Here is a 13761-nt window from a genome sequence, read left to right as displayed (position 1 = left end):
TTACGAGAGAAGGATCCTCATGTTCACGTCTTACCTTGCACCCCTGGCCGGGGTGCTGGCCTTCACCCTTGCCTGCATCACGCCCGCCCAGGCACGGGACGATGGCACTGACCACTCTGTCACCCTGGAAAAGGTCGTGCAGACCTTCACCGTGCAGACCGACGGCAGCTTCCAGGTAGCGGTCGAGTCGGTCTCGCGCATCAACGAAGAGCGGGCCATCCAGGCCAAGGCGCAGGAGCCGCTGAGCTATAACCGCTCGTACGAAACCCTGGAGGTCGACGAAGCCTTCACCCAGAAGCCTGATGGGCGCAAGGTGATGGTCGATGCCTCGCAGATCAAGGAGCAGCAGGAGCAGGCGTCCACCTACGCGCCGATGTTCCAGGACTCTCGGGTCAAGGTGGTGATCTTCCCGGAAGTGGCCGTCGGCGATCGCCTGGTGCTGCGCTACAAGCGCCATCGCAGCACTGCGCTGTTCCCCGGCCACTTCGAGGACCTCACCGGCCCGGACTTCCACCCCGTGGGGCAATTCTCGCTGATCTACGACCTGCCGGCGGATCTGCCGCTGTACGCTGATGCTCGTGGCTTCAAGGCGTCCACGCCCAAGGCCGGCAAGGGCCGCAAGGTCTACCGCTGGGACTTCGTACCCGCCGACAGGGGCAGGATCGAGGCGAGCGCCGTGTCCTACCTGGACTACGGCCAGTACCTCGCGGTGTCGACCTTCAAGGATTACGCAGGGCTTGCCGCCAGCTACCAGGCGCGCGCCGGCGTGGAAGTGACACCAGCCATCGCCGCACTATCCGAGCAGTTGACGGCTAACCTGCCCGATGCCCGGGCCAAGGCGCTCAAGCTCAGCGACTGGGTGCGTGAGAACATCCGCTACGTGGCGGTCTATGTCGGTGCCGGCGGGGTGGTCCCGCATTCGGCGCAGAGCGTGCTGGACAACCGCTATGGCGACTGCAAGGACCATGTCGCCCTGCTCGAGGCATTGCTCAAGGCCGCAGCCATCGAAAGCTCGCCTGCCCTGGTCAACCTCGGCAACGCCTACCACCTGCCCAAGGTGCCGACCTTGGGCGTGCTCAACCATGTGCTGACCTACGTACCGAGCCTGGACCTGTACCTGGACTCGACCGACCCGTCGGTGGCCGCCGGCTACCTGCCGCTGATGGACCTGGACAAGACGACGTTGCTGACCGTCTCGGGCGCGTTTGGCAAGACCCCGGCCTACCAGTTCGGCAAGCAGGTCGGTGAGATGCTGTTCAAGGTCAAGGGCACGGGCGCCGCGGACTTCACCGGCGCTTCGACGATCGAGGGTTGGTCCAGCGAGGTCAACCGCTATGGCGCCAACTCGATGAGGCCGGCCGACCTCGACCGCATGGTCGAGCAGGTGCTCAATGCCTACGGGCAGCGGGGCAGCGGCAAGATCCTGATCCAGCCATCGGTGGCGCCGGAGCACTTCCACAGCCAGGTCGAAGGTCATACCGAGAACCTGGTGAACCTGCCAGGGCCAGTGGGGCTTCCGGCACTGAGCAGCCTGGTCGGCGGTATCTCGCAAATGGTCTATGGCTTTGCCGCCGAAAACGAACGCACCCAAGGCTTCGTCTGCATTTCCAACGAAGCGGTGGAGAAGGCACGCTTCGAGTTCCCTGCCGAAGTTACTGTCCTGGCGACGCCCAAGGCCGTTGCCGTGAAGGAAGGTAGCTTCGACTACAGTGCCCGTTACACTCGCGATGGCAACGCCGTGGTGGTCGAGCGGCGCATGCAGTTCAAGCATCCGAAGGCGGTGTGCACGCCTGAAGAGTTCAAGACGATGAAGCCGGTAATTGAAACCATGGTCAGGGACCTGCAAGGCCAGATCATCGTGCAGGGCTGAGGCCCGGAAACGCAAAAGCCCCGCCAGAGTGATCTGAGCGGGGCTTTGCTTTTACCGTCACCGTGCAAACACCTGGGTGGCGGTTGATGTCATGGCGCACTCGGCGGGATTCGAACCCACGACCCCTGCCTTCGGAGGGCAGTACTCTATCCAGCTGAGCTACGAGTGCAACGGGGCGCATGATACCCATCTGATTCGGTGGCGTCCATGGCCTTGATCTATGGAGTGTTTTCCCAAGGGACAGCGGGCGCCCGTCATAGCGCGATCAGCTCCGGTCGCAGCCCCTCCACTCGTTGGCCTGTCGGCTTGAGATACCCATCATCCCCGGTGATCTGCTGCAGGACCTTTTCCCGCAACCCATGTAACCCCACGCCGGTGCGCTGGCGCGGGTGCGTTAGATCAATCGGCACTACGGCCTTGATCCGCCCGGGACGAGGTTCCAGCACCACCACGCGGTCGGCCAGGTAGGTCGCCTCCTCGGCATCGTGGGTGACCAGCAGGATGGTAATCCCCGAGCGTTCGCGAATCGCCAGCAGTTCATTCTGCAGCTGTTGGCGGTTCAAAGCGTCGAGGGCGCCGAAGGGTTCGTCCAGCAGCAGAATGCGCGGGCTGGCCACCAGCCCCCGGGCGATGGCCACGCGCTGGGCCATGCCGCCGGATAGTTGGTGCGGATAGGCCGATTCGAAACCGACTAGCCCCACCAGTTGCACGTACTCGTGAATCCGCCGGGCACGCTCGCCTTGAGTGAGTGTCTCGTTGACCAGGCCCAGGCCGATGTTCTGCGCCACTGTCAGCCAGGGAAACAGGCGGTGCTCCTGGAACACGATGCCGCGTTCAGCGCCGATGCCGTTGACTGGCTGGCCATCGACGCGGATCTGGCCGCTGTAGTCGTTGTCCAGGCCCACCAGCAGGCGCAGCAGGGTGGATTTGCCGCAGCCCGACGAACCGACGATGGCGATGAATTCGCCCTGTTCGATCGACAGGTCAAAGTCGCGAATGGCTTCGAACGGCTGGCCGTCGACGCTGAAGGTCTTGCCGACTTTCTCGAAGCTGACCAGCGGCGGTGTGGCATCAGCTTGGTTGGCCGCGTGCAGGGCCGGGGTGATGAAGGAATTCATGCGGATCTCCAGCGCGTGGCGCGCGATTCGAGGCGTTGGCCGAGGTGGCCGAGCAGGGCGCCGACCAGGCCGATCAGGACCATGGCGGCCATCACCTGGTCCATGCGGAACAATTGCTGGGCGCCGATCATCAGGCTGGCGATGCCGCCGTCCGAAGGCATGAAGTACTCGGCGCCGATGGTGCCGAGCCAGGCGTAGATCAGCGCCAGGCGCAGCCCGGCGAAGATCGCCGGCGCGGCGCCGGGCAACACCAGCAGACGCAGCCGGTGCGGCAGGTCCAGGCGCAGGGCCTGCGCCGCCTCGCCCAGCTGTGGCGGGAGGCTGGCGATGCCGCGTTGGGTGGCGATCAGCAGCGGGAAGAACGCCGCCAGCGCGACGAACACCAGCTTGGCGCCTTCACCCAGGCCGAACCAGGCAGTCAGCAGCGGCACCCAGGCGAACAGCGCCACCTGGCGCAACGCCGACAGGCTTGGGCCGAGCAGGCGCTCGGCGTTGGCTGACAGGCCCAGCAGCAGGCCCAGGGCGAACCCCGCGCCACCGCCGATCAACAGACCGGCCAGGGTGCGTTGCAGGCTCAGGCGCAGTGCCTCGGGTAACGAACCGTCGAGCAGGCCTGCGTACAGGCTGCGCAGCACATCCAGCGGAGAGGAGAGGATGTTGGCATCGACCCAGCCAAGGCTGTTGGCGGCCTGCCACAGCAGCAACAGCCCCGCAGGCAGCAGCAGGCTTTGCCAGCCGCGTGGCACCTGGCCGCGCAACTGCTCGCCAGTGGCCGGCTGCGGCCAGTGCAACAGGCTGCGTTCCAGGCGCGAGAAGCCGCGATCCATCAGTGCGCCGACCAGGCCGATCAGCAGAATGCAGAGGAACACCAGGTCGAGCATGAACAACTGCCGCCCCCAGACCATCAGGTAGCCGATGCCTTCGCTGGAGGCCAGCAGTTCCACAGCCAGCAGCGAGGTCCAGCCAGTGGCCAGGGCCAGTCGCACACCGGCGAGAAATGCCGGCAGCGCGGCGGGCAGCAACAGGCGCAGGAACAGCAGGTGAGGAGGCAGGCGCAGGACGGCGGCGGCCTCGCGCAGCTTGGGTTGGGCGTCGCGCACGCCGACCAGGGTGTGCAGCGTGACCGGCACCACCACCGCCTTGACCAGCACCACCAGCTTGAGTAGCTCGCCGATGCCGAAGAACAGCATGAACAGCGGGATCCAGGCCAAGGTCGGGATTTGCGCCAGGGCGACGAAGGTGGGCAGCACCAGAGTCTGCGCCCGTCGCGATCCGCCCAGCCAGGTGCCCAACAGCAAGCCGCTGGCGATCCCTGCCAGCAGCCCCCAGATCAGGCGTTGCAGACTTATCCACAGGTGGCCCCAGAGTTCGCCGGAGCCGAACTCCAGCGCACTCTGCCAGACCAGCGCGGGGGCGGGCAGGATCTGTTCGCTCATCCAGTGCTCACGGCTGGCGACGACCCACAAGGCCGCCACCGCCAATGGCACGATCCACGGCAGGTAGAAGCGGCCTTGCGTCGCGAAAGGGCTGCGTAGCGGCACCCACAGGCGCCGCAGACTTGCGCTCAAGACTTCGCTCATCGGGGCATCTCCCAAACCGTTCCTTGTTTATTCGTTTATGGAATTAAAAATTCACATAAATTGCATTCAAGAGATAAGAGCATGCGGCCGGTGCATGCGAAAGCCCCGTCCCGTTGCGTTTTCCTCATATTTTCCATGCGTTTCCTGCAAGCCCGTCGCAGGCCCGCATGGCGCCTGGGTTATGTCTTATGGTTACTAAAAAATGAAGTTTTGATCTTTGTAGGTTCTAACCGGACCTGCCTAGCTTCTGGCCCATAGCGCCGGCCATCGCCGGTGGCAGCCTGCCAAGGAGCCTTGCCATGAGAACCACCTTCCGCCACCTGCTCAGCCCGTTGCTCGCCGCCTTGTTGAGTGCCGTGCCCGTGGCAGCGCATGCCGCCCAGCCGGATGTGATCCGTATCGCCGTGCCCGACCTCAGCGCCGGCAGCAAGCCCAGCGCCGGCGGCGTGGTGGACGTGCTGCGCGACCAGCAATTGCTGGAGAAAGAGTTTGCCAAGGACGGCATCCGCATCGACTGGCGCTTCTTCAAGGGCGCAGGCCCCGTGGTCAACGAAGCCCTGGCCAACGGCCAGGCGGACTTCGCCTACCTGGGCGACCTGGCCGCGATCATCGGCAAGGCCAGCGGCCTCGACACCCGCGTGTTGTCGGCTGGGGTGCGTGGCGTGAAGAGCTACCTCGGCGTGGTGCCGGGCTCGGGCATCCATAGCCTGCAGGATCTCAAGGGCAAGCGCGTGGCAGTGTTCCGCGGCACCGCCAACCAGCTGTCGTTCGCCAGTGCCCTGGCCAGCCAGGGGCTGTCCGAGCGTGAACTGAAAGTGATCAACCTCGACTTCAACGCCGCCAATGCCGCCCTGGCCGCCAAGCAGATCGACGCCACCTGGGGCCTGTCCAACCTGCTGTCGCTGCGCGAGCGGGGCTTGGTCGAGTTGCCGGTCAACTCACGCAACCTGCAAGGGGCCGGCAGTACTCAAGCGGTGTTGCTCGGCACCGGCGCGTTCATTCGCCAGCACCCTGACCTGGTGCAGCGCCTGGTCAATGCCCAGGAGCAGGCGGCGAAGTGGCTGCGCGACGAGCGTAACCGCGAGGCCTATGTGGACCTCGTGGCCAATACCGCCAACTGGCCGAAGTCGATCCTGCGCGACGACCTGGCCGAGGAAAACCTTGCCGAATACTTCGACCCACGCCTGGACGCTGGCTTCGTCGGCCTGCTGCAACAGGGCGTCGACCTGGCTGCCAAGGAGCGCCTGATCCGCCGTGGCTTCCAGGTATCCGACTGGGTCGAACCACGCTTCATCGATCACGCCCTGCAACAGGACCAGGCCGTCCAGGCCGCCCGCTGACCCGACAACAACCCTGAGGAGCACGACCATGAGCAACGCCGCACTGGCCACCGCGCCGCAAACCCTCGAACTCGATATCCACCCCGTTGCCGGGCGCATTGGCGCCGAGATTCGCGGCATCAAGCTGTCCGCCGACCTTGATCCGGCCACTATCGACGCCATCCAAGCGGCGCTGGTGCAGCACAAGGTGATTTTCTTCCGCAGCCAGGACCACCTCGATGACATCGGCCAGGAGGCCTTCGCCCAACTGCTGGGTGAGCCAATCGCCCACCCCACGGTGCCTGTGGTCGACGGCACCAGCTACCTGCTCCAGCTCGATGGCGCCGAGGGGCAGCGGGCCAACTCCTGGCACACCGACGTGACCTTCGTCGATGCCTACCCCAAGGCCTCGATCCTGCGCAGCGTGGTGGCCCCGGCCTCCGGTGGCGACACGGTGTGGGCCAACACCGCTGCGGCCTACCAGGAACTGCCCGAACCGCTGCGTGCCCTGGCCGACCAGCTGTGGGCGGTGCACAGCAACGAGTACGACTACGCCAGCGTGAAACCGGATGTCGATCCTGCCAAGCTGGAGCGCTACCGCAAGGTGTTCACTTCGACGGTGTACGAGACCGAGCACCCGGTGGTGCGCGTGCATCCGGTCAGTGGCGAGCGCGTGCTGCAACTGGGGCATTTCGTCAAACGCATCAAGGGCTATTCGCTGGCCGACTCACAGCATCTGCTCGCGGTACTGCAGGGGCATGTGACACGCCTGGAAAACACCGTGCGCTGGCGCTGGCAGGCCGGGGACGTGGCGATCTGGGACAACCGCGCAACGCAGCACTATGCGGTGGATGACTACGGTACGCAGCCGCGCATCGTGCGCCGCGTTACCCTGGCTGGCGAGGTGCCGGTGGGGGTGGATGGGCAACTGAGCCGGACCACACGCAAGGGCTGAGATCGCTGGGGCCGCAAAGCGGCCCCTGTTCGCTACAACTCGGCGTCACAGGCCACTAACTGCCTCACCAATCCCTGCGCCAGCGCCGACAAGCCATACCCCACCCGGCTCACCACCCCATAGCGGGTGTAGAACGCCTCCTCCTGTTCCGGCACCAGGTCTGCCAGCTTGAGCGCCACCAGCCCTTCATACGGCCGCAGGTTTGCGCTGCAGGCAATGCCGATGGTGTCCGAGTGCAGCACCACATTGAGCAGCGCATAGCCATGCTCGCATTCCACGCTGGGCAGGAAGTCCTGCCGCCCACTGAGGTCGCTGAGGATCTTGCGGATGTTCGGCGGGCGGAAGGTGGTCGCCAGCGGATAGTCGAACAGGTCCTGCGCCCGCACTTCGCCACGCTCGGTCAGCGGATGCCCGGCGCGGCAGCAGAAATGCCAGCGTTGTGGGGTGAGCTTGTGCACCTGGTAATCCGGGTCGGCTTCGAACTGGCGGGTGTCGGCGACGAAGAACTCGATCTCCTCGGCGATCAGCCGGCGGTTCAAGGCCTGCCAATTGTCCACCTGGAAGCAGGTGCGCGCTGCCGGGTACTCGGCGACGAAGCGTGCAACCGCCCGCGGCACCAGCCCGCCGGCGGGCGCCGGCCCCGAGCCAAAGCGCACCACGCCGGTGGTGGCGCCGTTGAACTGGTTGATCTCGTTGACCAGGTTGTGCGCCCCATGCACCAGGCGCCGCGAATGCTCCAGCACCAGCAGGCCCTGGCGGGTCGGCGCCAGTTCCTTGCTGGCGCGGTCGACCAGGCGGCAGCCGACGTTGTGCTCCAGCGTCTGGATGCTGCGGCTGAAAGCCGATTGCGAAAGGTTCACCGCAGCCGCCGCGGCGACGAAGCTGCGGTGCTCGACAAGGGCGATGAAGTGGCGGAGCTGGCGCAGGTCGATATGCATTTTCTACATGGAAACTTTCGGTGGAATGCAATTGCTGGGAAGGGTTGGGAACCTTATAAAGGGAGTCTCTTATTCCACAAAATATGAATTACAAATATTTATATCTCTTAAAAGAATATAAGCCAGCCTGACCGCGATTCGGTTCCGCCAACGGAAATGCTCGCCTGGGCCCTTGCCTCAAGGAGCATCTGCATGTCCCGACTTTCCCGTTGGCCCGCGCGCGCCTCGTTGTTCGCCCTGCAACCCCTGGCGGCTGGAGTGCTGCTGGCCGCTTCCGGCAGCAGCTTCGCCGATGAGCGCAACGCCGCCCCAGCCGTGACGCAGGAAGCCCAGCTCGGCACCGTCACCGTCAATGCCCGGCGACGCGAAGAAACCGCGCAGAGCGTGCCCACGCCGATCAGCGTGCTGGGCAGCGAAACCCTCGAGACCCAGCGCATCTACCGCGTGCAGGATTTGCAGCAACTGGTGCCGAGCACCAACGTCGCCTATGTGCACGCCCGCCAATCGAGCATCTCCATTCGCGGCCTGGGCAACAACCCGGCCAGCGATGGCCTGGAAGGCAGCGTCGGGATCTACCTCGACAACGTCTACCTCGGCCGCCCGGGCATGGCGGTGTTCGACCTGCTCGATGTCGAGCAGCTGGAAGTGCTGCGCGGCCCGCAGGGGACGTTGTTCGGCAAGAACACCACTGCCGGGGTGCTCAACATCACCACGCGCAAGCCGACCTTCCACCAGGAGGGCAGCGTGCAGTCATCGCTGGGCGAGGATGGCTACTGGCAGACCCAGGGCAGTTTCTCCGGCCCTTTGACCGACACCCTCGCCGGGCGCATCAGCGCTTATCACACCGAGGACGACGGCTATGTGAAGAACGTCTACAACGGCCACGATCTCAACGGCGGCAAGCGCCAGGGCTTTCGCACCCAGTTGCTGTTCAAGCCCAGCGAAACCTTCAATCTGCGCTGGATCGGCGAATACAACGAAGAAAACTCCGACAACGGCATCCTCAGCCTGTACAGCACCGGGCCGACCATCAATGGCGTGAACCGTTACGAGAGCCTGGCCGCCCAGGCCGGCGCGACCCTGGTGTCGGGCAAGGATCGCAAGGTCAACTTCGACGCCGACCAGATGGTCAAGGTGTTCCAGGGCGGTACTTCGGTGGAAGCCAACTGGACCCTGCCCAACGACTTCACCCTCACCTCGATCACCGCCTACCGCTGGTGGGACTTCACGCCGCGCAACGACGACGGCCTCAACGTGCCGGTGTTCCACAGCGCCGGTGTTTCGGTCCGTGACAAGCAGTACTCCCAGGAAATCCGCCTGGCTTCGCCCACCGGCGGCTTCTTCGACTATGTACTCGGGGCCTACTACTTCAAGCAGGACCTGGACAACAAATCGTTCACCTACAACGGACCGCAAGCCGACATCTGGAACCTGACCCCGGCTGGCGCCCTGGCCAACGTCACCACAATCGGCAACGGCCACATCGATACCGACAGCTACGCGTTGTTCGCCCAGGGCACCTGGCACCTGACCGAGCGCCTGGATTTCACCGCTGGCGTGCGGGGTACCTACGAAGAGAAAAGCGCCTGGGTGACCCGCGACGCGCCGTCCGGCGGCGCTGCCGTTACCGGTGCGGCGGCCGCGGCTCGCCAGGGCCGGGTGGGGGCCTATGATTCGGGTGACCTCAACCAGTACAGCTTCGCCCCTTCCGGGCTGCTCAGCCTGAGCTACCGCTTCAGCGACGCGGTGCTGGGCTATGCCAGCCTGTCCCACGGCGAGAAGTCCGGTGGCGTCAACCTCACCGTCGGCGCCGCACCAAGGCTGGGCACAGACTCGCTGCTGGTGGGTACCGAACGCGCCAACAACGCCGAACTCGGCATCAAGAGCACGCTGCTGGACAACCGCCTGCAGCTCAACACCAACCTGTTCTGGACCGAAGTGCACGGCTACCAGGCCAACGTCTATGACGAGGCCAACCGCGTGCAGTACCTGGCCAACGCCGGCAGCGTGCGCTCGCGGGGCCTGGAGTTCGAAGCCACGGCCCTGCCGGTCCGCGGGCTGACCGTGAATTTCAATGGCTCGTGGAACGACGTGCGCTACACCGAGTACGACGACGCACCGTGCCCGCCGGAGGTGAGCCTGGCCAATGCCGCCGCCACTTGCGACCTGTCCGGCCACCAGGTGGTCGGCGCCTCCAAGTACATCGCCAACCTCAACGGCCAGTACAAGTGGCAGCTGACCGAGCGAATCGAGCCCTACGTGACCGCCAGCTACGCCTTCCGCTCCAGGGCCGTCGGCACCATCGACGACTCCGACTACGGCCAGATCCCCAGCTACGCCATCGTCAACCTGTCCACCGGCGTGCGCCTGGACCAGGGCGACGGCGTGCTCGACCTGTCGCTGTGGGTGAAGAACGCCGGCGACAAGACCTACTTCACCAGCCTGTGGAACTCCGCCAACGGCGGCTATGCCGGCGTGCTGGGCACGCCGCGCACCGTGGGCGCCACCGCCCGTTACGACTTCTGAGCACAAGGAGCTTTGCCATGAACGCCAAGACCCAACCCCACGACCTGCCTGAAGGCGCCTGCCTCACCGCCAAGGTGCCCGACCGCGACGAAGCCCTGCTCGGCGACGTGGTGGTCAATCCATACCGTCTGGCGCCGTTGACCGCGATCATCCGTGATGGCGGGCGCACCCTGAGCGCCGCCCATGTGCGGGTGCTGGGACGCGGCGAGCGCGGTATCGATATTGTCTACGACGTGTCCGACCGCTCGCTGTGGACCTACGGCGGCATTCCGGTGTTCGGCCTGTACCCCGATCACGTCAACCAGATCGAGGTGAGCTACAAGCTCGATGGCGAACGCATCCGCGAGCGTTACGAAATCTACGCCCCGGCAGTGCGCCTGCCGGTGGTGGCGAAGCAGACGGCGGCGCTGCCCGAGGTCGAACCGGTCAAGGTCGCGCCTGGCTTCGAGCAGCGGCTGTACCTGTTCAATCATCTGCTGGCCGAGATCCCAGGCGGGCGTGCCTTCAAGTGGAACGGCCTGGGCGGCGCTGCCGAGTGGGACTCGGTGGGCAACAACTGGATCGCCGACAGCAACGGCGATGTGCGCTGGTACCTCGATATCGAGCAGATCCACGATTCCAACCATCGCGACGGCCTGGGCGGGACCATGGGCTTCCACCAGACCCGCGACGGCAAGCTGATCTGGGGCCAGGGCCAGACCTATTCCAAATACGACCTGCTTGGCCGGCGTATCTGGCAGCGCAACCTGCCGGACAAGTTCGCCGACTTCTCCCACGAGATCCGCGAGACGCCCAACGGCACCTACCTGTTGCGGGTCGGCACCAGCGACTACCGCCGCCCTGACGGCAAGCGCGTGCGTTCGATCCGCGACCATATCATCGAGGTCAACGAGGCCGGTGACGTGCTGGACTTCTGGGACCTGAACCAGATCCTCGACCCGTATCGCGGCGAGCTGCTGGGAACCCTGGGCAAGGCGGCGATCCAACTGCCGGACGGCGTGCAGAAACAGGACGAGCGCCTGGCCAACGAGCTGGCCGAGGGCGACCTGCCGTTCGGCGATACGCCGGGGGTAGGTACCGGACGCAACTGGGCCCACGTCAACGCCATCGACTACGACGCCGATGACGACAGCATCATCGTTTCAGCACGACACCAGGGCGTGGTAAAGATCGGTCGCGACAAGCAGGTGAAGTGGATTCTTGCCGCGGCCCAGGGCTGGCCGGCGCGCCTGCAGGACAAGGTGCTCAAACCCGTGGGCGAGGGCTTCGAGTGGTCCTGGACCCAGCACACCGCCTGGCTGACCGGGCGCGCCACGCTGACCGTGTTCGACAACGGCTGGGGCCGGGACTTCGGCCCGACCAAGCTGGCGGGCAACTACAGCCGGGCGGTGGAGTACAAGATCGACGAGGCCAAGGGCACGGTCGAGCAGATCTGGCAGTACGGCAAGGAGCGTGGTGACGAGTGGTACAGCCCGATCACCTCGGTGGTGGCGTATCGGCCCGATACCGACACCCAGTTCATCTATTCGGCGTCGGTGAACTTCCTCACGCCCCAGAAGCTGACGACCAGCGTGCTCAATGAAGTGCGTCGCGGCACCCAGGAGGTGACCGTGGAGCTGAAAGTGCACAGTCGCCAGCCGGGCAGCGTGGGCTACCGGGCGCTGGTGATCGACCTCGACAAGGCGTTCTGATGAACTAACCTCCCAAGGCCCTATCGCGGGGCAAGTCGCATCGGCGCACCGATACGACTTGCCCCGCGATGCATTTCCACTGATCTGAATTCCGACCACTCGTTCTTTTTTTCGAACAGCCTATTGTCCAACCCCCCAGCGCCCGCTTAGCATTCCGTTTGAGATTTCAAACGCTCGGCACCCAGGCGTCGAACACCCTGGTGCACGAATTCCTGACGGCCGCCCTCGCATCGAGGGCGCCTTTTCAACAATCAAAATTCGCAGTAAAGGGAAGCCGACATGCAGCTCAAAGACGCTCAGTTGTTCCGCCAGCAGGCCTTCATCAACGGTGAATGGCTGGATGCGGACAGCGGTCAGACCATCAAGGTGACCAACCCGGCCACCGGTGAAGTCATCGGCAGCGTGCCGAAGATGGGCGCCGCCGAGACCCGCCGCGCCATCGAGGCCGCCGACAAGGCGCTGCCGGCCTGGCGCGCACTGACCGCCAAGGAGCGTGCCGGCAAGCTGCGCCGCTGGTTCGAGCTGATGATCGAGCACCAGGACGACCTGGCTCGTCTGATGACCACCGAGCAGGGCAAGCCGCTGGCCGAAGCCAAGGGCGAGATCGCCTATGCCGCCTCGTTCATCGAGTGGTTCGCCGAAGAAGCCAAGCGCGTCTACGGTGATGTCATCCCTGGCCACCAGCCGGACAAGCGCCTGATCGTCATCAAGCAGCCGATCGGTGTCACCGCCGCCATCACCCCGTGGAACTTCCCGGCCGCGATGATCACCCGTAAAGCCGGCCCGGCCCTGGCCGCCGGTTGCACCATGGTGCTCAAGCCCGCTTCGCAGACCCCATACTCCGCCCTGGCCCTGGTCGAGCTGGCCACCCGTGCCGGCATCCCGGCTGGCGTGCTGAGCGTCATTACCGGCAGCGCCGGCGAAGTCGGCTCCGAGCTGACCGGCAACTCCCTGGTGCGCAAGCTATCGTTCACCGGCTCGACCGAAATCGGTCGCCAGCTGATGGAAGAGTGCGCCAAGGACATCAAGAAAGTTTCCCTGGAGCTGGGCGGCAACGCGCCGTTCATCGTGTTCGACGACGCCGACCTGGACAAGGCGGTCGAGGGCGCGATCATCTCCAAGTACCGCAACAACGGCCAGACCTGCGTCTGCGCCAACCGTATCTACGTGCAGGACGGTGTCTACGACGCCTTCGCCGAGAAGCTCAAAGCCGCCGTGGCCAAGCTGAAGATCGGTAACGGCCTGGAAGAAGGCACCACCACTGGCCCGCTGATCGACGGCAAGGCTGTCGCCAAGGTCCAGGAACACATCGAGGACGCCGTATCCAAAGGCGCCAAGGTGCTGTCCGGTGGCAAGCTCATCGAAGGCAACTTCTTCGAACCGACCATCCTGGTCGATGTGCCGAAAACCGCCGCCGTCGCCAAGGAAGAAACCTTCGGCCCGCTGGCGCCGCTGTTCCGCTTCAAGGACGAGGCCGAAGTCATCGCCATGTCCAACGACACCGAGTTCGGCCTGGCCTCGTACTTCTACGCCCGTGACATGAGCCGCGTGTTCCGCGTTGCCGAGGCCCTGGAATACGGCATGGTCGGCATCAACACCGGCCTGATCTCCAACGAAGTCGCGCCGTTCGGTGGCATCAAGGCCTCGGGCCTGGGCCGCGAAGGTTCCAAATACGGTATCGAGGACTACCTCGAGATCAAATACCTGTGCATCAGCGTCTGATCACTAGGTAAGCGGTTTTACCTCTGCCAGCGGGGCGCGAGA

Annotated in this window: 9 protein-coding genes and 1 tRNA gene; 6 read left to right on the top strand and 4 right to left on the bottom strand. The window is 64.9% G+C overall.

Annotated features, from left to right (window positions below; genetic code table 11):
* Window positions 1-19: 19 nt before the first annotated feature.
* Entirely contained in the window at window positions 20-1870 is a 1851-nt protein-coding gene (locus tag LU688_RS26620; protein WP_094010928.1) for a DUF3857 domain-containing transglutaminase family protein, read from the top strand.
* Window positions 1871-1962: 92 nt separating this feature from the next.
* On the opposite strand, the gene LU688_RS26615 is transcribed toward LU688_RS26620, so the two are convergent.
* From LU688_RS26615 to LU688_RS26605, 3 genes are all read right to left on the bottom strand, one after another.
* A tRNA-Arg gene (locus tag LU688_RS26615) sits at window positions 1963-2039 on the bottom strand.
* A gap of 85 nt (window positions 2040-2124) precedes the next feature.
* Window positions 2125-2988, bottom strand: coding sequence for an ABC transporter ATP-binding protein (locus LU688_RS26610; protein ID WP_094010929.1), 864 nt, complete (start codon window positions 2986-2988; stop codon window positions 2125-2127).
* A complete protein-coding gene (locus tag LU688_RS26605; RefSeq protein ID WP_232887952.1) occupies window positions 2985-4568 on the bottom strand; it encodes an ABC transporter permease in 1584 nt (527 codons plus the stop codon). Before LU688_RS26605 ends, LU688_RS26610 begins: the two co-directional genes overlap by 4 nt.
* A gap of 299 nt (window positions 4569-4867) precedes the next feature.
* On the opposite strand from LU688_RS26605, the gene LU688_RS26600 reads away from it, so the two are divergent.
* Together LU688_RS26600 and LU688_RS26595 are read left to right on the top strand one after the other, a co-directional pair.
* Entirely contained in the window at window positions 4868-5908 is a 1041-nt protein-coding gene (locus tag LU688_RS26600) for an ABC transporter substrate-binding protein (RefSeq protein WP_094010930.1), read from the top strand.
* A gap of 28 nt (window positions 5909-5936) precedes the next feature.
* Window positions 5937-6842 (top strand): TauD/TfdA dioxygenase family protein, encoded by a 906-nt coding sequence (locus LU688_RS26595; protein ID WP_160290897.1) that lies wholly within the window; start codon window positions 5937-5939, stop codon window positions 6840-6842.
* Between the two features lie 32 nt (window positions 6843-6874).
* Here the strand turns inward: LU688_RS26595 and LU688_RS26590 are convergent, their stop codons facing one another.
* Window positions 6875-7780 (bottom strand): LysR family transcriptional regulator, encoded by a 906-nt coding sequence (locus tag LU688_RS26590; RefSeq protein WP_094010932.1) that lies wholly within the window; start codon window positions 7778-7780, stop codon window positions 6875-6877.
* 192 nt (window positions 7781-7972) lie between these two features.
* Between LU688_RS26590 and LU688_RS26585 the strand changes: the two genes are divergently transcribed.
* From LU688_RS26585 to gabD, 3 genes are all read left to right on the top strand, one after another.
* Window positions 7973-10306: a TonB-dependent receptor gene (locus LU688_RS26585; protein ID WP_094010933.1), complete on the top strand. Its 2334-nt coding sequence runs from the start codon at window positions 7973-7975 to the stop codon at window positions 10304-10306.
* A 17-nt stretch (window positions 10307-10323) separates the two neighbouring features.
* Entirely contained in the window at window positions 10324-11997 is a 1674-nt protein-coding gene (locus LU688_RS26580) for an aryl-sulfate sulfotransferase (RefSeq protein WP_094010934.1), read from the top strand.
* A 279-nt stretch (window positions 11998-12276) separates the two neighbouring features.
* Window positions 12277-13719 carry an NADP-dependent succinate-semialdehyde dehydrogenase gene (gabD, locus tag LU688_RS26575; protein WP_023632033.1) on the top strand — a complete coding sequence of 481 codons (1443 nt, stop codon included), beginning with the start codon at window positions 12277-12279 and terminating at the stop codon, window positions 13717-13719.
* Window positions 13720-13761: the final 42 nt, after the last annotated feature.

This window comes from Pseudomonas soli (genome assembly GCF_021283165.2).
Classification (GTDB): domain Bacteria; phylum Pseudomonadota; class Gammaproteobacteria; order Pseudomonadales; family Pseudomonadaceae; genus Aquipseudomonas; species Aquipseudomonas soli.
The sequence above is the reverse complement of the archived record's forward strand: the minus strand, read 5'-3'. Positions and strand labels throughout refer to the sequence as shown.